The sequence below is a fragment of the Streptococcus oralis subsp. dentisani genome (genome assembly GCF_002096335.1).
Classification (GTDB): Bacteria; Bacillota; Bacilli; order Lactobacillales; family Streptococcaceae; genus Streptococcus; species Streptococcus oralis_Z.
Map to the genome: position 1 here is coordinate 159,048 of NZ_NCUW01000027.1, position 22,831 is coordinate 181,878.

The window sequence follows — 22,831 nt, forward strand, 5'->3', positions numbered from 1 at the left end:
GATAAAGGGGTAACTATGGCTAAATTGATTCCAGGAAAGTTGCGCATGGAGGGTGTTACTCTCTATGAGACAGGCAACATTGAGATTATCAAGGAAAAAGGAAATCGCCTCTATACTCGTGTGGCGGGAGAAGACTTGCGCTACAGTTTAGAGGATGATCTTGTTTTTTGTGCTTGTGATTTTTTCCAAAAAAGAGGTTACTGTCTTCACCTCGCAGCGCTTGAGCATTATCTGAAGAACGATGAAGAAGGCCAGGTGATTTTACAAGCCTTAGAAAAAGGACATGAAGAGCAAGAAGAGGTCGAAACCAAGGTTAGTTTTGGTGGTAGTTTTTTGGAGCGTATTCAACCTCAGAAGAGAGAGAAAATCTACACTTTGTCGGCTCAAGGCCAGGTAGAAGCTGGAACCAATCGTCTCCTTTGGACTCTCCGAATCGGTTTAGTTGATAGTCAAAAATATTATGTCATTCGTGACATCCCTCTCTTTTTGAAGGTCTTAGTCCTTCGAAAATCATATATGATTGGGAAACACTATGAAAATGACTTGTCTTGGGATGCTTTTGATACAGCTAGTCAAGAAGTTCTTACTTTTTTATGTGGCTTGATTGAGGAGGGACTGAGTCAAGACCTCTTTTTCCCCAATCAAGGTCGTCACCTCTTTTTCCCTCTGACCTTTTTTGAACAGGGAGTGGAGTTGCTGATGAATTTGGAGGATTTTCATTTCGAACATCAGATTACTAGTTATGAAAATCTTCTCTTTCATGATTTAGATCCAGATGCAGAACTGTTCTCTTTTTCCGTGCAGGAGTATCCTGATTATTTTGAGATGGAGATTTCTGAAAGTGAGCGAGTCAACGTATTTTATGGGGGAGCGGTTCTCTTTCATAAGGGGAATCTTTATCTATTAAACCCTAAACAAATCAGCCTACTAAAGGAACTCAAGGAGCTCCCTCAGGAGGAAAGAGGGAGGAAATGCCTCCAATTTGATAACAGTGATCGTGACCGCTTGGCAGCCTGTTTGCCTTTGTTTGGACAGCTGGGCACAGTTTCTGCTCCTGAGCGCTTGCAAATCAGATCCTTTTCACCAATCTTTTACTTTGATAGGGAGGATGACGGTCGCATTCGTTTGGATATCGAGTTTGATTATGGAGATCTTAAGGTGACTAGTCAGCAACAGCTGGAACAATTACCATTTTCAAGCGATGCCGTCTTGGAAAACCAGCTATTTCAAGTCTGTTTAGGAGCTGGTTTTGAGGCTGATTTTCAGTCTTGGAGACAGGCTTTGAAGCCAGAGGCAGTTTATTCTTTCTTTCACCATACGATTCCAGCTTTTGAGAAATTGGGTCAGGTTTTCTTGTCTGATGAAATGAATCAGCTATACAGTGTCCAAGCTCCTCAGGTTCAGATTGAGTCCAAGGGAGGACTGTTGGAGATTCAGTTTGATTTCCAAGGGATTGCCCAAGAAGAGATTGATCAAGCTCTTAAAGCCCTGACCAGCAATCAGGATTTCTATATCAGTTGTTCTGACCAAGTGTACTTTTTTGATGAGGAAACCAAGCAGATTCGTCAAAATTTGCAGGAACTGGGAGTTGAGCTAAAAGATGGTTCTTTTCAAGCTCGAAAATCTCTAGCTTATAGCCTTTCTCAGCTTTTTGAAGGTCGAGACAGGATTTCCTTCTCAGAGGAATTTCAGCACTTAGCTCATGATTTGACTCATCCAGAGGATTTTCCTTTGGGAGATATACAGGTTCAGGCGAGTTTGAGAGACTATCAGGAAAAGGGTGTCCGTTGGCTCCAGATGCTTCATCACTATGGCTTTGGTGGCATCCTAGCCGATGATATGGGACTGGGAAAAACACTGCAAACTATTGCTTTTTTGACCAGTCAGGTGACCGAAGAAAGTCGGGTCTTGATTTTAGCGCCGTCAGGTTTAATCTACAACTGGGCAGATGAATTTAGAAAATTTGCCCCACAGTTGGATTTGGCTGTAGTTCATGGTTTGAAAGCGAATCGAGAAGTGATTCTTTCCGAAAATCATCAAATCTATGTGACCAGCTATGCTAGCTTTCGTCAAGACAGCGAGTTCTATCAAGAGATGTCCTTTGATTTTCTCTTTTTAGATGAGGCCCAGGTCATGAAAAATGCTCAAACAAAGATTGCCCAGACTTTGCGTCAGTTTGTGGTACCAGCAGTCTTTGCCTTGTCAGGTACGCCCATAGAAAACCACCTAGGAGAGTTGTGGTCTATCTTTCAAATTGTACTACCAGGGCTCTTGCCGAATAAGAAAGAGTTTATGAAATTACCAGCTGAACGGGTGGCACAGTTTATCAAGCCCTTCGTCATGAGGCGTAAAAAAGAAGAAGTCCTTACCGAACTGCCTGATTTGATTGAAGTCGTCTATAAAAACGAACTGGAAGACCAGCAGAAGGCCATCTATCTGGCCCAGTTGCAACAGATGCGAGACCGACTAGCCCAAGTGACCGATCAAGAATTCCAGAAAAGTCGCGTAGAAATCTTATCTGGTCTCATGCGATTGCGCCAGATCTGCGATACGCCAGCTCTCTTCATGGACGATTACCAAGGATCCAGTGGTAAATTGGATAGTCTCCGAGATTTATTGCTACAAGTGGCTGCTGGTGGGCATAGGGTCTTGATTTTCTCCCAGTTCAAAGGAATGTTGGAAAAAATCGAGCAAGAACTCCCAGACTTGGGCTTGACTTCTTTCAAAATCACAGGCTCAACTCCTGCTCAAGCCAGACAAGAGATGACTAAGGCCTTTAATCAAGGAGAAAGAGATGCCTTTCTTATCTCTCTGAAAGCAGGTGGTGTCGGTCTTAATCTAACGGGAGCTGATACCGTCATCCTAGTGGATCTCTGGTGGAATCCTGCGGTTGAAGCTCAGGCTATCGGACGTGCCCATCGTATGGGGCAGGAGCAGAAGGTCGAGGTCTATCGCTTGATTACGAAAGGAACCATTGAAGAAAAAATTCAAGAACTTCAAGAACAGAAAAAACATTTGGTTTCCCAAGTTTTAGATGGTACAGAGTCGCGTGCGAGCCTCAGTCTGGCAGAAATTCGTGAAATTTTGGGAATTTCTGAAGCCAGCACTTGAAAAATCAAGACAATACGCTATAATGAAGTGTTGAAAGGAAATACAAAATGAAACAAGATCGATTTCCATTGGTGTCAGATGACGAGATCATGCTGACCGAAATGCCAGTCATGGACTTGTACGATGAGTCAGACTTTATTAGCAATATCAAGGGCGACTACCGCGATAAGAACTATTTGGAATGGTCTCCTATCAATGAGGAAGAAACCGTAGTTTCTCCAGTTGTTAGCACAGAGTCAAAGCCAAGCCCAAAACCTAAAAAAGTTGAAAAAACGTATGCTGAGTTGGCTCGAGAAGAGGCGCGTGCGGATCTAAAAAAGAAACGCTCAGCCAAGTATTTGACTCAGGATGTTAGTCATACCAGACGACACAATGGTTCAACCCTTGTTCGTCAGGGAAATCAACCAACAGCACCATTTCAAAAGGAAAATCCAGGTGAGTTTGCCAAATTTAGCAAAAACTTGAGCCAGTCCCACTATATTTTAGCTGAAGAAGTTGGCCAAGTAACGAATCCAACTCCGAAAACCCAAACGGGAAAAGCTAAAAAGAACAACTATGATTTTCTAAAGAAGAGTCAAATCTATAATAAAAAGAACAAGAAAACAGATCAGGAACGTCAGGTTGCCCAAGAGTTGAATCTGACAAGAATCACTGAATAAGGGAGAAAAGCATGTCAAAGACATATCATTTTATTGGAATTAAAGGATCAGGGATGAGTGCCTTGGCCTTGATGTTGCACCAAATGGGGCATAAGGTTCAAGGGTCAGATGTTGAAAAGTACTACTTTACACAACGTGGTTTAGAGCAGGCAGGGATTGCGATTCTTCCTTTCGATGAAAAGAACCTTCAAGGTGATGTAGAGATTATCGCTGGAAATGCCTTCCGTCCAGATAACAACGTTGAAATCGCCTATGCGGACCAAAATGGTATTAGCTACAAACGTTACCATGAATTCCTAGGTAGCTTTATGCGTGACTTTGTCAGCATGGGGGTGGCAGGAGCACATGGGAAAACTTCAACAACAGGTATGTTGTCACACGTCTTGTCTCACATTACAGACACGAGCTTTTTGATTGGGGATGGAACAGGCCGTGGTTCAGAAAATGCTAAATATTTTGTCTTTGAATCTGACGAATATGAGCGTCATTTCATGCCTTACCACCCAGAATACTCTATCATCACTAACATTGACTTTGACCATCCAGACTACTTTACTAGTCTAGAGGATGTTTTCAACGCCTTTAATGACTATGCTAAACAAATTACCAAAGGTTTATTCGTCTACGGTGAAGATGCTGAGCTGCGTAAGATTACAGCCAATGCTCCGATTTATTATTATGGATTTGAAGCAGAAGGCAATGACTTTGTAGCTAGTGATCTCCTTCGTTCAACAACTGGTTCGACCTTTACAGTTCACTTCCGTGGACAAGAATTGGGTCAATTCCACATTCCAACCTTTGGTCGCCACAATATCATGAATGCGACAGCCGTTATTGGCCTTCTTTACACGGCAGGTTTTGATTTGAACTTGGTGCGTGAACACCTGAAAACATTTGCCGGTGTTAAGCGTCGTTTCACTGAGAAAATCGTTAATGATACGGTAATCATCGATGACTTTGCCCACCATCCAACAGAAATTATCGCGACCTTGGATGCAGCTCGTCAGAAATACCCAAGCAAGGAAATTGTAGCAATCTTCCAACCTCATACCTTTACTAGAACGATTGCTTTGTTGGACGAATTTGCCCATGCTTTGAACCAAGCGGATGCTGTTTACCTAGCGCAAATCTATGGATCAGCTCGTGAAGTGGACCATGGCGATGTTAAGGTAGAAGACCTAGCTAATAAAATCAACAAGAAACACCAGGTTATCACAGTTGAGAATGTATCGCCACTCCTTGACCATGACAATGCTGTTTACGTCTTCATGGGAGCGGGAGACATCCAAACCTATGAGTACTCATTTGAACGTCTCTTGTCTAACTTGACAAGCAACGTCCAATAGGAAAATCAAATGGAAATTCCAATCACTATAAGGCAAGTGACCCTATCAGATTTAGATGAGATTTTGGATATTGAAAAAGCCAAACCTTCATCAGAAGAGGCATTTAGCCGTCAATCCTTAGAAGAGTGTATCCGCAAGTTTGCGGGTACCTTTCTTGTAGCTGGGGATGAAAACCAGCTCGTTGGCTATATTTTAGGAGAGGCTCAGTCTCTTCATCCCAAATGGATAGCAATAAAATCATTGACAATTCATCCTGACCATTGTGGACAAGGGCTAGGAACTCTTCTTATTGCAGCCTTGAAGCAGGTGACAGTCGAACTAGATTACCAAGGTATTTTTTTGCAAAGTCCTGATGAGCTACTATCTTATTTTGGAATGAATGGCTTTGTTGAAGAAGTGACAGAGAGTCATTATGGCAGTGGTTCTGAACGACATCTGATTTGGGCAAATCCTTTTTATCAGGAGGAAATATGAAAATCAGACAAGCAAGATTTTCAGATTTGGACCGAATTTTAGAGATAGAGCTAGAGAACTTCTCCCTTGAAGAAGCCATCCCTCGTTCTGTCTTTGAGGCGCATTTACAAGAAATTCAAACCAGCTTTCTCGTAGCTGAAAAAGAGGGACGTATACTTGGTTACATAGAAGGCCCAGTCGTCCCACACCGCCATCTACAAGATCAGTCCTTTACTGAAGAAGTAGAAGACCATAGTCATCGGTCTGGCGGTTATATCTCCGTTACCTGTCTATCTATTGCCAAGGAAGCGCAAGCTTTGGGTGTGGGTAAGAGATTGCTGACTGCCCTAAAAGAAGTTGCTGTAGAGCAGGAAAGAGAAGGTATCAATTTGACATGCCATGACTATCTGATTCCCTATTATGAGAAACACGGCTTTGTTAATGAAGGGATATCTCAGTCAAATTTTGCAGGTGAGACCTGGTACGATATGGTTTGGGAAAATAAGAAATAAGCATAAGAAAGCCATCTATGGTTGCTTTTCTTTACTTTTTAAGATATAATATTATGGATTATCAACAAGGAGGTTGAACCTTTGAGCGAAAATTCGAGAGAAGAAGAAAAATTAAGTTTTAAAGAACAGATTCTACGTGATTTAGAAAGGGCACGGGAAAGAGAACGGTTAGCTGGAGAAGGAGATGCTACGCCTTTCATTCCCCCTATCGAGAATGATACTCTTTCTACTTTTTCTGATTTGGAAATAGAGGATTCTGCTGAAAATGCGGATGGTGATTCTTTAGCTTCTATAGAGGATGTTCTAAAAAAAGCTCCAACTGTATTGCCACGTAAAGATTCTGAACCAAGTGAAATAGTGGAACCGAAACAGGAAGATTCAGAGCCGGAAGAAGTTGCTCCGACTAGGGTTGAAGCTGTAGAACCTAAAAAAGACGAAAGAGCTTTTAACGAAGTAACGACAAGAATAGCCGTTTCGTATAAGACTGCGGATAAGGTGGAAGCAGTTTCTTCTCTTACGGGAAATGAAGAAACATTCTCATCTGAAGCTACTGATCGACAAACTGATCTTCCAAGCCGTAGTCGTCGTGAAGGAGTAAAGCCAGCTAAGAAAAAGAAGAAATCAAAAGCTAAAGGTTGCTTGCTAACTTTCCTAGTTTTCCTAGTTCTTGTAGCTGTTGGAGGCTACTTTGGTTATGGTTATGTTCAAGAATCCTTGAAACCAGTTGATGCAAGTTCTAAGGACTATGTAACGGTTCAAATCCCAGAAGGTTCAAATGTTCAAGAAATTGGGAGCACTTTGGAAAAATCTGGTTTGGTAAAACATGGACTCATCTTTAGTTTGTACGCCAAGTATAAGAACTATTCTGATTTGAAATCAGGTTATTACAACTTGAAGAAGAGTATGAGTACGGATGAGTTGATTCAAGAATTGCAAAAAGGTGGAACACCTGAACCACAAGAGCCTGTCCTTGCAAGTTTGACTATTCCAGAAGGATATACTTTGGAGCAAATCGCTCAAACAGTAGGGCAACTTCAAGGTGAATTTAAAGAGCCACTTACATCGGAAGCTTTCTTGGCTAAGGTACAAGATGAGACCTTTATCTCACAATTAGTAGCCAAGTATCCTAACTTACTTGGAAGTCTTCCAACAAAAGATAGTGGTGTTCGCTATCGCTTAGAAGGTTACCTTTTCCCAGCAACTTATACCATTAAAAACAGCACAACAGTTGAAAGTTTGATTGATGAAATGGTTGCAGCTATGGATAAGGCGCTATCGCCACATTATACGACTATAAAAGATAAAGGCCTCACAGTAAACGAATTGCTCAGCATTGCTTCTCTTGTAGAAAAAGAGGGGGCTAAAACGGAAGATCGCAAGACCATTGCAGGTGTCTTCTATAACCGATTGAATCTCGGTATGCCACTTCAAAGCAATATTGCTATCCTGTATGCTGAAGGCAAGCTTGGGCAAAAAATTAGCCTAGCTGATGACGCTGCAATTGATACAAATATCGATTCACCATACAATGTCTATACGCACCTTGGCCTCATGCCTGGACCAGTTGATAGTCCAAGTTTGGATGCTATTGAAGCAAGTGTAAACCAGACAAAGAGTGACTACTTGTACTTTGTAGCCAACGTAGAAGATGGTAAAGTATACTTTGCAGCGACCAAAGAAGAACATGATCAAAACGTTGCAGAACACATCAATAGCAAATTAACACAATCAAGTAGTTCAAACTAAAATTATGTGGTTTTCCACATAATTTTGTTTTAAAAACAAATTAAGAAAAGAAAGTTGAGAAAAATGGCAGAAAAAACTTACCCAATGACCCTTGAAGAAAAGGAAAAACTTGAAAAAGAATTAGAAGAATTGAAACTCGTTCGTCGTCCCGAAGTAGTAGAACGTATTAAAATCGCTCGTTCATACGGAGACCTTTCAGAAAATAGTGAGTACGAAGCAGCGAAAGATGAACAAGCTTTTGTTGAAGGACAAATTTCTAGTCTGGAAACAAAGATCCGCTATGCCGAAATCGTCAATAGCGATGCAGTAGCACTGGACGAAGTTGCGATTGGTAAGACTGTAACTATCCAAGAAATCGGGGAAGATGACGAAGAAGTTTACATCATCGTTGGTTCTGCGGGTGCGGATGCTTTCGCTGGTAAGGTTTCAAATGAGAGCCCGATTGGACAAGCCTTGATCGGTAAAAAGACTGGTGATACAGCGACCATTGAGACACCAGTTGGTAGCTATGATGTAAAAATCTTGAAGGTTGAAAAAACAGCTTAATGAGAATAAAAAGGAGTAGGGGAGGCTTTTCACCTCGTTCAACTCCTTTTTGGTTTTTTAGATGAAATGGGGGACTATATGAGTGAATACAAGAAGAAAAATAAGATGGAACGAGGTCTGACCAATCGGCATGTTCAGGTGATGGCCATTGCGGGTACAATCGGTACAGGACTTTTCCTAGGTGCCGGTCGCTCTATCAGCCTTACTGGGCCTTCTATCATCCTGATTTATATGATTACAGGAATCTTTATGTTTTTGATGATGAGGGCTGTTGGAGAGATGCTCTATCAGGATCCAGAACAACATACCTTTATCAACTTTATCACCCGTCATTTGGGGAAAGGCTGGGGTTATTTCTCAGTTTGGTCTTATTGGTTGTCTGTCGTCTTTATCGGTATGGCAGAAATCACTGCGATTTCGCATTATGTTCAGTTTTGGTTTCCTAGCTGGCCTAGTTGGTTGATTCAGATTGTCTTTTTAACGATTTTGGCCTTGGTCAATCTGATTGCGGTTAAGCTCTTTGGAGAAGTCGAGTTTTGGTTTGCAATGGTTAAGATTGTGGCTATTTTGGCTATGATTGCAACGGGAGCCTTTATGGTTTTAACTGGATTTGAGACGCCGCATGGGGCTGCAAGTTTGGCAAATATCAGCGATCAGTTCTCTCTTTTTCCAAACGGAGTCATGAACTTTGTCATGGCCTTTCAAATGGTATTTTTTGCCTATCTGATGATTGAATTTATCGGTGTGACAACTTCTGAAACGAAAAACCCTCGGGAGGTTCTTCCCAAGGCAGTTAAGGAGATTCCTCTCCGAATTGTCTTCTTCTATGGTGGAGCTCTATTAGCCATTATGTCTATCATTCCCTGGAGAGAACTTGCTTCTTCAGATTCTCCATTTGTAACGGTCTTTGAACTGGCAGGTATCAAGTGGGCAGCGGCTCTGATTAACTTTGTCGTTTTGACGTCGGCAGCGTCTGCCCTTAACTCAACTCTCTACTCAACAGGGAGACACTTGTATCAGATAGCCCATGATTCGCCCAATCGCTTCTTAAAGGCCATTAAGGCAGATACTCTTTCTCGTCACAATGTTCCGCAAAATGCCATCATCGCCTCAGCAATTTTAATTGCTCTGGCTGCCTTTATCAATGTGTTGCCGGGTGTTTCGGATGCTTTTGCTTTAATTACGGCATCTTCATCAGGTGTCTATATTGCAATTTATATCTTGATTATGGTGGCTCACCTCAAATACCGCAAGTCACAAGACTTCATGGCTGATGGCTATCTCATGCCTCAGTATCGTTTGTTCAATCCCCTAACGATTCTCTTTTTTGTCTTTGTTTTTGTGACTCTCTTTTTGCAAGAGTCTACTTTCATGGGGGCAGTTGGTTCAGCCATCTGGATTCTTGTTTTTGGGATTTATAGCCAGTGGAAATTTAGGAAATAAAGGTTTTTTATCAACTGAAGTCGGTTAACGAAAGGTCAGATTCAGGAGAGAACCATGGTGGTTCTCTCCTTTTTATATTCAAGGAAATAAGGATTCTAGTAGTTTGTAAGGTTGAAGGTATAGGTTCGTATTTCTTAATAATGTTACAGGGATTTTTCCCAGCAGGATAAATACTAACGACCTGTTATTTGAAGTTACCAGTATGATGATAATGTAATTTTCTAGGGACAGCATTCTCCTCTTACCTTACTATGACCTAGCATAGATATAAGCTACTTTTAGCATAGTCTGCATAGATGTTAGCTTTTTTTGAGGATATGAAAACTCCCCTATCGTTTCTAGTGAGTCGTAGCCTCTTCACTATCCGCTATAAGGGGAGTATATCACTTGGTTTTTCTACGGAAGACATGGGATTCGAACCCACGCACGCTGTTACACGCCTACCGCGTTTCCAACACGGCCTCTTAAGCCTCTTGAGTAATCTTCCAATACTTACTCAAATAGTCTACCATAAAGAATCTTATCTTGCAATAAAAATATTGGAATTGGTAAAAATGATAGTTTTTGAAAGAAAATGATAAAAAATGCTTGACTTTGGTAGAAATTGTGCTAGAATGAATAGTGTAAACGATAACAGGAGGTGATTTGGTGTTAAAAGCAGAGAGAAAACAACTGATTTTAGAGGAGCTAAATCAACATCATGTAGTTTCTCTTGAAAAATTGGTTAGTCTATTAGAAACATCAGAATCAACGGTACGAAGAGATTTGGATGAGTTGGAAGCAGAGAACAAGCTTCGCCGTGTGCATGGTGGAGCAGAATTACCTCACTCCTTGCAGGAAGAAGAAACTATTCAAGAAAAATCTGTCAAAAACCTTCAAGAGAAGAAGCTACTGGCTCAGAAAGCAGCCTCTCTTATTAAGGAACAAGATGTTATCTTTATTGATGCTGGAACGACAACTGCTTTTTTAATCAAGGAATTGGTTAATAAGAATATCACTGTTGTGACCAACTCCATTCACCATGCGGTTCAGCTAGTTGAAAAACAGATTCCAACTGTCATGGTTGGAGGTAGTGTCAAGATGGCGACAGATGCATGTATCGGTGGTGTTGCTCTTAACCAGATTAACCAATTGCACTTTGACCGTGCCTTTATTGGGATGAATGGTGTGGACGATGGTTATTATACGACTCCTGATATGGAGGAGGGAGCCGTTAAGCGTGCTATTTTAGAGAATGCCAAACAAACCTATGTCTTGGTCGATTCGTCAAAAATTGGGCAAACCTGCTTTACCAAGGTAGCACCACTTAAACGCGCTATTGTCCTCACAAGTCAAGGGCATGAGCTCTTGCAGGCTATTAAGAAGAAAACGGAGGTAATAGAAGTATGATTTATACAGTCACACTCAATCCTTCCATTGACTACATCGTTCGTTTAGATAAAGTAGAGATCGGTAGTGTCAATCGAATGGACAGTGATGATAAGTTTGCTGGTGGGAAAGGAATCAATGTCAGTCGTGTTTTGAAGCGCTTGGATATTCCTAATACTGCGACTGGATTTATCGGAGGCTTTACTGGTAAATTTATCACAGATACCCTGGCAAAAGAAGAGATCGAGACACGCTTTGTCCAAGTAGCAGAAGATACGCGCATCAATGTCAAGATTAAAGCAGACCAAGAAACGGAAATCAACGGAACAGGTCCAAATGTCGAACCAGCTCAGTTAGAAGAATTGAAAGCTATCTTATCTAGTCTGACTGCAGATGATACGGTCGTGTTTGCGGGTTCAAGTGCTAAGAATCTAGGCAATGTTATCTATAAGGATTTGATTGCTTTGACACGCCAGACTGGTGCGCAAGTTGTTTGTGACTTTGAAGGTCAGACCTTGATTGATAGTTTGGACTATCAGCCACTTTTGGTTAAACCAAATAATCACGAACTTGGAGCTATCTTTGGAGTGAAACTCGAAAGTTTAGATGAAATCGAGAACTATGCTCGTCAGTTACTGGCCAAGGGAGCTCAAAACGTCATTATCTCCATGGCTGGGGACGGTGCACTTCTTGTCACATCTGAGGGAGCTTACTTCGCTAAACCTATCAAGGGAACAGTCAAAAATTCAGTGGGAGCTGGCGACTCAATGGTTGCTGGATTTACAGGTGAATTTGTCAAATCTAAAGATGCAGTAGAAGCCTTCAAATGGGGAGTAGCTTGTGGAACAGCAACGACCTTCTCGGATGACTTGGCAACAGCGGAATTTATTAAAGAAACATATGAAAAAGTTGAGGTAGAAAAACGATGAAAATTCAAGACTTATTGAGAAAAGATGTCATGTTACTGGATTTGCAGGCAACTGAAAAACCAGCGGCTATCGAAGAAATGATTCATAGCTTGGTAAATCACGGTTATGTGACAGATTTTGAAACCTTTAAAGAAGGAATTTTAGCGCGTGAAGCTCTCACTTCCACTGGTTTGGGTGACGGAATTGCTATGCCTCACAGCAAGAACTCTGCTGTCAAAGAAGCGACCGTTCTTTTTGCTAAGTCAAACAAGGGTGTTGACTATGAGAGTTTGGATGGGCAACCTACCGACCTCTTCTTCATGATTGCGGCTCCAGAAGGTGCCAATGACACCCATTTGGCTGCCTTGGCAGAATTGTCTCAATACTTGATGAGAGACGGTTTTGCTGACAAACTTCGTCAAGCAACGTCAGCTGACCAAGTTATTGAACTTTTTGACCAAGCTTCAGAAAAAACTGAAGAGTCTGTTCAAGCGCCTGCCAATGAAACTGGTGACTTTATCGTAGCTGTTACAGCTTGTACAACAGGTATCGCCCACACTTACATGGCCCAAGAAGCTCTTCAAAAAGTGGCTGCTGAAATGGGTGTTGGGATTAAGGTTGAAACCAACGGTGCTAGCGGTGTTGGGAACCAATTGACAGCAGAAAATATCCGCAAGGCTAAAGCTGTTATCATCGCAGCAGACAAGGCCGTTGAAATGGATCGTTTCGATGGCAAACCATTGATCAATCGTCCAGTTGCTGACGGTATCCGTAAGACAGAAGAATTGATCAACTTGGCTCTTTCAGGAGATGCTGAAGTTTACCGTGCTGCAGACGGAGCGAAAACTGCAACAGCAAGCAATGAAAAACAAAGCCTTGGTGGTGCCTTCTACAAACACTTAATGAGTGGTGTATCTCAAATGTTGCCATTCGTTATCGGTGGTGGTATCATGATTGCCCTTGCCTTCTTGATTGACGGTGCTTTGGGTGTGCCAAATGAAAACCTTGGAAATCTTGGTTCTTACCATGAGCTAGCTTCTATGTTCATGAAAATTGGTGGAGCAGCCTTTGGCTTGATGCTCCCAGTCTTTGCAGGTTATGTTGCCTACTCTATTGCTGAAAAACCAGGTTTGGTTGCAGGTTTCGTGGCTGGTGCTATTGCCAAAGAAGGTTTTGCCTTTGGTAAGATCCCTTATGCCGCAGGTGGTGAAGCAACGTCAACTCTTGCAGGTGTCTCATCTGGTTTCCTAGGTGCCCTTGTTGGTGGATTTATCGCAGGTGCCTTGGTCCTTGCCATCAAGAAATACGTTAAAGTTCCTCGTTCACTTGAAGGTGCTAAATCAATCCTTCTCTTGCCACTTCTTGGAACAATATTGACTGGATTTGTCATGCTAGCTGTTAACATCCCAATGGCAGCAATCAACACTGCTATGAATGATTTCCTTGGCGGTCTTGGAGGCGGGTTCAGCTGTCCTTCTCGGTATCGTCCTTGGTGGAATGATGGCTGTCGACATGGGTGGACCAGTCAATAAAGCGGCTTATGTCTTTGGTACAGGTACGCTTGCAGCGACTGTTTCTTCAGGTGGTTCTGTAGCCATGGCAGCAGTTATGGCTGGAGGAATGGTACCACCGCTTGCAATCTTTGTCGCAACTCTTCTTTTCAAAGATAAATTTACCAAAGAAGAACGCAACTCTGGTTTGACAAACATCATCATGGGCTTGTCATTTATCACTGAGGGAGCAATTCCATTTGGTGCAGCAGATCCAGCTCGTGCGATCCCAAGCTTCATCCTTGGATCAGCAGTAGCAGGCGGACTCGTTGGTCTTGCTGGAATCAAGCTCATGGCGCCACACGGAGGAATCTTCGTCATCGCCCTTACTTCAAATGCTCTTCTTTACCTCGTTTCTGTCTTGGTAGGAGCAATTGTAAGTGGTGTGGTCTATGGTTACCTACGCAAACCACAAGCATAAAACTTAGATAGAAAATGAAAAGATTGGACCGTTTGGTGCAGTCTTTTTCTCTTTCCGAAATGCCTGTGAAATATGGTATAATAGAAGAATGGCAAACAAGAATACAAGTAAAACAAGACGGAGACCGTCTAAAGCAGAACTCGAAAGAAAACAGGCTATTCAGAGGATGTTGATTTCCTTAGGGATTGCCTTATTGTTGATCATTGCAGCCCTCAAGCTCGGTGCGGCGGGTATCACCCTTTATAATCTCATTCGACTGGTGGTCGGAAGTTTGGCCTATGTGGCCATTGGTGCCCTCCTCATTTATCTCTTTCTATTTAAATGGATACGTAAGCAAGAAGGACTTCTGTCAGGATTTCTTTGTATCTTCGCTGGCTTACTCTTAATTTTTGAGGCTTATCTTGTCTGGAAATTTGGCTTGGAGCAGACAGTTCTAAAGGGGACCTTGTCTCAAGTTATGACGGATCTTACTGGTATGCGGGTGACTAGCTTCGCTGGTGGAGGTCTGCTTGGTGTCGGAATTTATATCCCCATAGCCTTTCTTTTTTCAAATATCGGCTCTTACTTTATTGGAGTTCTCTTGATTCTAGTTGGGATTCTCCTAGTTAGTCCTTGGTCTATTTATGATGTTGCAGCCTTTATTGGAGCGCAGTTCAGATCCTTCATGGAAAAACAGGAACAGAGAAAACAGGAACGCTTCATCAAGAGAGAAGAAGAGAAGGCTCGCCAAGAAGCTGAAGAAGCAGCAAGAATTCAGAGAGAACTAGAAGAGCAGGATGCGCTGTCGCTTCCTCCTGTAGATCCTGAAACGGGAGAAATCTTATCAGAGGTGCCAGACTACGATCTTCCACTAATTCCTGAAAAAGAATGGAGTGAACCGGAGATTATCCTCCCTCAAACTGATTTTGACGTTCCAGATGTGGAAGAAGACTTTGAGGATGAAGAGGTGCAGGTTGATTTTTCTGCTAAGGAAGCCCTCGAATACAAGCTACCAAGCTTGCAACTCTTTGCGCCAGATAAACCCAAAGACCAATCCAAGGAAAAGAAGATTGTTCGAGAAAATATCAAAGTCCTAGAAGAAACCTTTGCTAGCTTCGGTATCAAGGTAACGGTTGAACGAGCTGAAATTGGACCATCAGTTACCAAGTATGAAGTCAAGCCAGCAGTCGGTGTACGGGTCAACCGCATTTCCAATCTGGCAGACGACTTAGCGCTGGCTCTGGCGGCCAAGGACGTTCGGATTGAAGCTCCGATCCCTGGAAAATCCCTAGTTGGAATTGAAGTGCCCAACTCTGAGATTGCGACCGTTTCCTTCCGTGAACTCTGGGAACAGTCTCAAACAAAACCAGAAAATCTCCTTGAAATACCTCTAGGTAAGGCTGTCAATGGAACTGCTCGCACCTTTGACCTTTCCAAAATGCCCCACTTACTTGTTGCAGGTTCAACGGGATCAGGGAAGTCAGTCGCAGTTAACGGGATTATCGCTAGCATTCTGATGAAAGCAAGACCAGACCAGGTCAAGTTTATGATGGTGGATCCAAAGATGGTTGAGCTATCGGTTTACAACGACATTCCTCACCTCTTGATCCCAGTTGTGACCAATCCACGCAAGGCTAGCAAGGCTTTGCAAAAGGTTGTAGATGAGATGGAAAATCGTTACGAACTCTTCGCTAAGGTTGGTGTGCGAAATATCGCTGGTTACAATGCCAAGGTCGAAGAATTCAATGCTCAGTCTGAGTACAAACAAGTACCCCTGCCTTTGATTGTCGTCATTGTGGACGAGTTGGCTGATCTTATGATGGTGGCCAGCAAGGAAGTGGAAGATGCCATCATCCGTCTCGGACAGAAGGCACGTGCTGCAGGGATTCACATGATTCTCGCAACGCAGCGCCCATCGGTTGATGTCATCTCTGGTCTTATCAAGGCCAATGTCCCTTCTCGAGTAGCTTTTGCAGTTTCATCGGGAACAGATTCACGAACCATCTTGGATGAAAATGGGGCTGAAAAACTGCTTGGTCGAGGGGACATGCTCTTTAAACCAATCGATGAAAATCACCCAGTCCGTCTGCAAGGGTCCTTTATCTCGGATGATGATGTTGAACGTATCGTAAACTTCATCAAGGCTCAGGCAGATGCGGACTACGATGATAGCTTTGACCCAGGAGAAGTCTCTGAAAATGAAGGAGAATTTTCTGACGGCGAAACTGATGGCGATCCGCTTTTTGAAGAAGCCAAGGCTCTGGTTATCGAAACGCAGAAAGCCAGTGCTTCTATGATTCAGCGTCGTTTGTCGGTTGGATTTAACCGCGCGACTCGTCTCATGGAGGAACTAGAGATGGCAGGTGTCATCGGTCCAGCTGAAGGAACCAAACCACGAAAAGTATTGCAACAATAGAATAAACATGTGTGAAACTTTCTCTTAAAAAGGAACTATTCTAGCTCCATTTTTGAGAGTTAGTTTCATTTTTTATTGCTTTCCCAAACTCTTATTCAGCAGGGGTTGAAACTGGATTTAGAGTTGTCTAATATTTTGATTATACTTTTACTAATTTTACCTATTAAGCTATTGATTTTTTAAGCTGTTTTTGATATATTGAATTGGAATAGAAAATATTTGTTTAGAAAGTAGTGTTTAAAAATGGAGGAGGTTATTTTTTTAGAGAAATATGCAAACGCTTACTTTTTAAACTAGGAGGAACAAAAATTTATGAATAAAGGATCATTTGAAAAACGTTGTAAATATAGTATTCGGAAATTTTCATTAGGTGTTGCTTCTGTTATGATTGGGGCTGCATTCTTTGGGACAAGTACAGTTCTTGCAGATAGCGTGCAGTCTGGCTCTACGGCGAATTTACCAGCGGATTTAGCTACTGCTCTTGCAACAGCAAAAGAGAATGACGGGCGTGATTTTGAAGCGCCTAAGGTGGGAGAAGACCAAGGGTCTCCAGAAGTTACGGATGGACCTAAGACAGAAGAAGAACTATTAGCACTTGAAAAAGAAAAATCAGCTAGTTCAGATAAGTTACCAGAAGGCTTAGAGGGCAAATTAGATAAGGCTGAAGATAAAGGGAAAGAAGTTGACAAGGATCAATTAGCTAAAGATACTGAGAATCTCGTTCCAGAGGATGTAGCTAAAACCAAGAATGGTGAATTAAACTACGGAGCAACTGTCAAAATCAAGACACCATCAGGTGAAGGTAGTGGGATTGTCATTGGCGAAAATCTGGTTTTAACTGTTTCACATAACTTTATAAAAGATGTTCCAGATGGCAATAATCGTAAGGTCGTTGACAATGATAAGGGGGATGGGGATATATATAGCATTTCCTATCCAGGACTACCAGATGTTAAATTTAGTAAAAAAGACATTATTCACTGGGATCGTGAAGGTTTCCTAAAAGGCTACAAGAATGATTTGGCTCTTGTTCGATTGCGAACAGTTCTGGAAAATGCTCCAGCAGAAGTGACTGAAAAACCTGCAGTGAAAAAGGTTGGAGATAAATTGCATGTCTTTGGTTATCCAACTGGAAAATTATCACCAGTGCTCAATACAACTGTTGAATTAGTTGAATCCTACGGTGAGGGCGTAAAAGGGATCGGTTATCAAGGTAGTCATCCAGGCGCTAGTGGTGGTGGTATCTTTGATACAGAAGGCAAACTAGTCGGTGTTCACCAAAATGGTGTAGTTGGAAAACGGAGCGGAGGCATTCTCTTCTCACCAGCTCAACTAAAATGGATCCAAGACCACATACAGGGAATTTCAAGTGTGAAACCAGCCGACTTGGAAGAGAAAGAGAAACCGGCTGAAGAAAAACCAAAAGAGGATAAACCTGCAGCTGCTAAACCTGAAACACCTAAGACAGTGACTCCTGAATGGCAAACGGTAGCGAATAAAGAGCAACAAGGAACAGTCACTATTCGTGAAGAAAAGGGTGTTCGCTACAATCAATTGTCTTCAACGGCCCAAAATGACAATGATGGCAAACCAGCCTTGTTTGAAAAACAAGGATTGACAGTTGACGCTAATGGAAATGCGACGGTTGATTTAACCTTCAAAGATGATTCTGAAAAGGGCAAATCACGCTTTGGTGTCTTCTTGAAATTTAAAGATACCAAGAACAATGTTTTTGTTGGATATGACCAAGGTGGCTGGTTCTGGGAATACAAAACTCCAGGTAATAGCACATGGTATAAAGGCAACCGTGTAGCAGCACCAGAACCGGGTTCTGTAAACCGCCTTTCTATCACTCTCAAGTCAGATGGACAACTCAATGCCAGCAACAATGATGTAAATCTCTTTGACACAGTGACACTACCTGGGGCGGTCAATGAGAATCTTAAAAATGAGAAGAAAATCCTTCTCAAGGCAGGAACTTATAGCAATGACCGAACGGTTGTTAGCGTTAAAACAGACAATCAAGAAGGTGTAAAAGCGGATGATACTCCTGCCCAGAAAGAAACAGGTCCTGCCGTTGACGATAGCAAGGTGACTTATGATACGATCCAGTCTAAGGTTCTCAAGGCAGTGATTGACCAAGCCTTTCCTCGTGTCAAAGAATACACTTTGAATGGCCATACTTTACCAGGACAGGTGCAACAGTTCAACCAAGTCTTTATCAATAACCATCGAATCACCCCTGAAGTCACTTATAAGAAAATCAATGAAACAACAGCAGAGTACGTGATGAAGCTTCGTGATGATGCTCACTTAATCAATGCGGAAATGACAGTACGCTTGCAAGTTGTGGATAATCAATTGCACTTTGATGTGACCAAGATTGTCAACCACAATCAAGTCACTCCAGGTCAAAAGATTGATGACGAAAGAAAATTGCTTTCAACTATTAGTTTCCTTGGTAATGCTTTGGTCTCTGTTTCGAGTGATCAAGCTGGTGCTAAGTTTGATGGGGCAACCATGTCAAACAATACCCATGTCAGCGGGGATGATCATATCGATGTAACCAATCCAATGAAAGATTTGGCTAAGGGTTACATGTATGGATTTGTTTCTACAGATAAGCTTGCTGCAGGTGTTTGGAGTAACTCTCAAAACAGCTACGGTGGTGGTTCGAATGACTGGACTCGTTTGACAGCCTATAAAGAAACAGTTGGAAATGCCAACTATGTCGGAATTCATAGCTCTGAATGGCAATGGGAAAAAGCTTATAAGGGCATTGTCTTCCCAGAATACACCAAGGAACTTCCAAGTGCCAAGGTTGTTATCACCGAAGATGCCAATGCTGACAACAAAGTCGACTGGCAAGATGGTGCCATTGCTTATCGTAGCATCATGAACAACCCTCAAGGTTGGGAAAAAGTTAAGGATATCACAGCTTATCGTATCGCGATGAACTTTGGTTCACAAGCACAAAACCCATTCCTTATGACCTTGGATGGTATCAAGAAAATCAATCTCCATACAGATGGTCTTGGGCAAGGTGTTCTCCTTAAAGGATATGGTAGTGAAGGTCACGACTCTGGTCACTTGAACTATGCTGATATTGGTAAACGTATTGGTGGTGTCGAAGACTTCAAGACCTTGATCGAAAAAGCGAAGAAATATGGAGCTCATCTTGGTATCCACGTTAACGCTTCTGAGACTTATCCTGAGTCTAAATACTTTAATGAAAATATTCTTCGTAAGAATCCAGATGGAAGCTACAGCTACGGATGGAACTGGCTAGACCAAGGTATCAACATTGATGCTGCTTATGACTTGGCGCATGGACGTTTGGCTCGCTGGGAAGACTTGAAGAAAAAACTTGGTGAAGGTCTCGACTTTATCTATGTGGACGTATGGGGCAATGGTCAATCAGGTGATAACGGTGCCTGGGCTACCCACGTTCTTGCTAAAGAAATCAACAAACAAGGCTGGCGTTTTGCGATTGAGTGGGGCCATGGTGGTGAATACGACTCTACCTTCCAACACTGGGCAGCTGACTTGACCTATGGTGGCTACACTAATAAAGGTATCAACAGTGCTATCACCCGCTTTATCCGCAACCACCAAAAAGATTCTTGGGTTGGGGACTACAGAAGTTACGGTGGTGCAGCCAACTACCCACTTCTAGGTGGCTACAGCATGAAAGACTTTGAAGGCTGGCAAGGAAGAAGCGACTACAATGGCTATGTAACCAACTTGTTTGCCCATGATGTCATGACCAAGTACTTCCAACACTTCACTGTAAGTAAATGGGAAAATGGTACACCAGTTACCATGACTGATAACGGTAGTACCTATAAATGGACTCCAGAAATGAAGGTTGAGCTAGTCGATGCAGCAGGTAACAAGGTTGTTGTGACTCGTAAGTCAAACGATGTCAATAGCCCGCAATACCGCGAACGTACAGTAACGCTCAACGGACGTGTCATCCAAGATGGCTCAGCTTACTTGACTCCTTGGAACTGGGATGCAAATGGTAAGAAACTTCCTACTGATAAGGAAAAAATGTACTACTTCAATACGCAGGCCGGTGCAACAACTTGGACCCTTCCAAGCGATTGGGCAAATAGCAAGGTTTACCTTTACAAGCTAACTGACCAAGGTAAGACAGAAGAGCAAGAACTAACCGTAAAAGATGGCAAGATTACCCTAGACCTTCTAGCAAATCAACCATACGTTCTCTACCGTTCAAAACAAACCAATCCTGAAATGTCATGGAGCGAAGGCATGCACATCTACGACCAAGGATTTAACAGTGGAACCTTGAAACACTGGACCATTTCTGGTGATGCTTCTAAGGCAAAAATTGTCAAATCACAAGGCGCAAATGAAATGCTTCGTATCCAAGGTAATAAGAGCAAGGTCAGTCTTACTCAGAAACTGACTGGCTTGAAACCAAATACCAAGTATGCGGTTTATGTTGGTGTCGATAACCGTAGTAATGCTAAGGCAAGTATCACAGTGAATACTGGCGAGAAAGAAGTGACTACTTATACCAATAAGTCACTCGCTCTCAACTATATCAAAGCTTATGCTCATAACAATCGTCGTGAAAATGCTACAGTTGACGATACAAGTTACTTCCAAAATATGTACGCCTTCTTTACAACTGGATCTGATGTATCAAATGTCACTCTGACATTGAGTCGTGAAGCTGGTGATGAAGCAACTTACTTTGATGAAATTCGTACCTTTGAAAACAATTCAAGCATGTACGGAGACAAGCATGATACAGGTAAAGGCACCTTCAAACAAGACTTTGAAAATGTTGCTCAAGGTATCTTCCCATTCGTAGTGGGCGGTGTCGAAGGTGTTGAAGACAACCGCACTCACTTGTCTGAAAAGCATGATCCATATACACAACGTGGTTGGAACGGTAAGAAAGTTGATGATGTTATTGATGGAAATTGGTCACTCAAGACCAATGGACTGGTTAGCCGTCGTAACTTGGTTTACCAAACCATCCCACAAAACTTCCGCTTTGAAGCTGGTAAGACCTACCGTGTAACCTTTGAATACGAAGCAGGTTCTGACAATACCTACGCCTTTGTAGTTGGTAAGGGAGAATTCCAATCTGGTAACCGTGGTACGAAAGCAAGCAACTTGGAAATGCATGAGTTGCCAAATACTTGGACAGATTCTAAGAAAGCCAAGAAGGCAACCTTCCTCGTGACTGGTGCAGAAACAGGCGATACTTGGGTAGGTATCTACTCAACTGGAAATGCAAGCAATACTCGTGGTGATTCTGGTGGAAATGCCAACTTCCGTGGTTATAACGACTTCATGATGGATAATCTTCAAATCGAAGAAATTACCCTAACAGGTAAGATGTTAACAGAAAATGCTCTGAAGAACTACTTGCCAACTGTAGCCATGACCAACTACACCAAAGAGTCTATGGATGCTTTGAAGGAGGCGGTCTTTAACCTTAGTCAGGCCGATGATGATATCAGTGTTGAAGAAGCGCGTGCAGAGATTGCCAAGATTGAAGCCTTGAAGAATGCTTTGGTTCAAAAGAAAACAACCTTGGTAGCAGAAGACTTTGAAAGTCTCAATGCCCCTGCACAAGCTGGTGAAGGCTTAGAAAATGCCTTTGATGGAAATCTATCAAGCTTATGGCATACATCTTGGAGCGGTGGGGATGTTGGAAAACCTGCCACCATGGTCTTGAAAGAACCTACTGAAATCACAGGACTTCGCTATGTTCCACGTGGTTCAGGATCGAATGGTAACTTGCGTGATGTAAAACTGGTTGTCACAGATGAGTCTGGCAAGGAGCATACTTTCACCGTTACGGACTGGCCTGATAACAATAAGCCAAAAGATATTAACTTTGGTAAGACAATCAAGGCTAAGAAAATTGTCCTTACAGGTACCAAGACTTACGGAGATGGTGGCGATAAATACCAATCTGCAGCGGAACTCATCTTTACCCGTCCACAAGTAGCAGAAACACCGCTTGACATGTCTGAATATGAAGCAGCTTTGGCTAAGGCGCAGAAATTAACAGACAAAGACAATCAAGAGGAAGTAGCTAGCGTTAAGGCAAGCATGAAATATGCGATGGATAACCATCTCTTGACGGAAAGAATGGTGAAATACTTTGCAGATTATCTCAATCAATTGAAAGATTCCGCTCCGAAACCAGACGATCCTACAAGTAGCAAGGGTGAAGAGCAACCACCAGTTCTTGAAGTACCTGAATATACAGGCCCACTAGGCACGGCAGGAACAGAAGCACCACCTACAGTGGAACTTCCAGAGTACACAGGTCCACTAGGCACGGCAGGAACAGAAGCGGCTCCTACAGTGGAACTTCCAGAGT

Annotated in this window: 12 protein-coding genes, 1 tRNA gene and 1 pseudogene; 13 read left to right on the forward strand and 1 reads right to left on the reverse strand. The window is 42.5% G+C overall.

The window, feature by feature from the left end; translation table 11 throughout:
- The first annotated feature begins 15 nt into the window (after nt 1-15).
- From B7709_RS03380 to B7709_RS03415, 8 genes are all read left to right on the forward strand, one after another.
- Entirely contained in the window at nt 16-3,111 is a 3,096-nt protein-coding gene (locus B7709_RS03380) for a DEAD/DEAH box helicase (RefSeq protein WP_084971651.1), read from the forward strand.
- Between the two features lie 47 nt (nt 3,112-3,158).
- Nucleotides 3,159-3,770 carry a cystathionine gamma-synthase gene (locus B7709_RS03385; protein ID WP_084971653.1) on the forward strand — a complete coding sequence of 204 codons (612 nt, stop codon included), beginning with the start codon at nt 3,159-3,161 and terminating at the stop codon, nt 3,768-3,770.
- An 11-nt stretch (nt 3,771-3,781) separates the two neighbouring features.
- The gene (gene murC / locus B7709_RS03390; RefSeq protein ID WP_084971655.1) at nt 3,782-5,116 is read left to right on the forward strand and encodes a UDP-N-acetylmuramate--L-alanine ligase; all 1,335 of its coding nucleotides are present in this window, start codon (nt 3,782-3,784) and stop codon (nt 5,114-5,116) included.
- Nucleotides 5,117-5,125: 9 nt separating this feature from the next.
- Nucleotides 5,126-5,590, forward strand: coding sequence for a GNAT family N-acetyltransferase (locus B7709_RS03395; RefSeq protein ID WP_084971657.1), 465 nt, complete (start codon nt 5,126-5,128; stop codon nt 5,588-5,590).
- Nucleotides 5,587-6,081 carry a GNAT family N-acetyltransferase gene (locus tag B7709_RS03400; RefSeq protein ID WP_084971659.1) on the forward strand — a complete coding sequence of 165 codons (495 nt, stop codon included), beginning with the start codon at nt 5,587-5,589 and terminating at the stop codon, nt 6,079-6,081. The genes B7709_RS03395 and B7709_RS03400 overlap by 4 nt, the downstream gene beginning before the upstream one ends.
- 81 nt (nt 6,082-6,162) lie before the next feature.
- Nucleotides 6,163-7,827 carry an endolytic transglycosylase MltG gene (gene mltG, locus B7709_RS03405; protein ID WP_084971661.1) on the forward strand — a complete coding sequence of 555 codons (1,665 nt, stop codon included), beginning with the start codon at nt 6,163-6,165 and terminating at the stop codon, nt 7,825-7,827.
- 63 nt (nt 7,828-7,890) lie between these two features.
- Entirely contained in the window at nt 7,891-8,373 is a 483-nt protein-coding gene (greA, locus tag B7709_RS03410) for a transcription elongation factor GreA (RefSeq protein ID WP_084971663.1), read from the forward strand.
- A 78-nt stretch (nt 8,374-8,451) separates the two neighbouring features.
- A complete protein-coding gene (locus B7709_RS03415; RefSeq protein WP_162279148.1) occupies nt 8,452-9,816 on the forward strand; it encodes an amino acid permease in 1,365 nt (454 codons plus the stop codon).
- A 399-nt stretch (nt 9,817-10,215) separates the two neighbouring features.
- On the opposite strand, the gene B7709_RS03420 is transcribed toward B7709_RS03415, so the two are convergent.
- Nucleotides 10,216-10,303: transfer RNA gene (locus tag B7709_RS03420), tRNA-Ser, on the reverse strand.
- A 161-nt stretch (nt 10,304-10,464) separates the two neighbouring features.
- Here B7709_RS03420 and B7709_RS03425 point away from each other — a divergent pair.
- From B7709_RS03425 to B7709_RS03445, 5 genes and pseudogenes are all read left to right on the forward strand, one after another.
- Nucleotides 10,465-11,205 carry a DeoR/GlpR family DNA-binding transcription regulator gene (locus tag B7709_RS03425; protein WP_084971665.1) on the forward strand — a complete coding sequence of 247 codons (741 nt, stop codon included), beginning with the start codon at nt 10,465-10,467 and terminating at the stop codon, nt 11,203-11,205.
- Complete coding sequence (pfkB, locus tag B7709_RS03430) at nt 11,202-12,113, forward strand: 1-phosphofructokinase (protein ID WP_084971667.1); 912 nt, start codon at nt 11,202-11,204, stop codon at nt 12,111-12,113. The genes B7709_RS03425 and pfkB overlap by 4 nt, the downstream gene beginning before the upstream one ends.
- A pseudogene (locus B7709_RS03435) lies at nt 12,110-14,063 on the forward strand (PTS fructose transporter subunit IIABC). Before pfkB ends, B7709_RS03435 begins: the two are co-directional and overlap by 4 nt.
- Before the next feature lie 88 nt (nt 14,064-14,151).
- Entirely contained in the window at nt 14,152-16,458 is a 2,307-nt protein-coding gene (locus B7709_RS03440) for a DNA translocase FtsK (protein ID WP_084971669.1), read from the forward strand.
- Between the two features lie 312 nt (nt 16,459-16,770).
- On the forward strand, nt 16,771-22,831 hold a 6,061-nt coding region (locus B7709_RS03445; RefSeq protein WP_239822495.1), incomplete at its 3' end, for a SpGH101 family endo-alpha-N-acetylgalactosaminidase.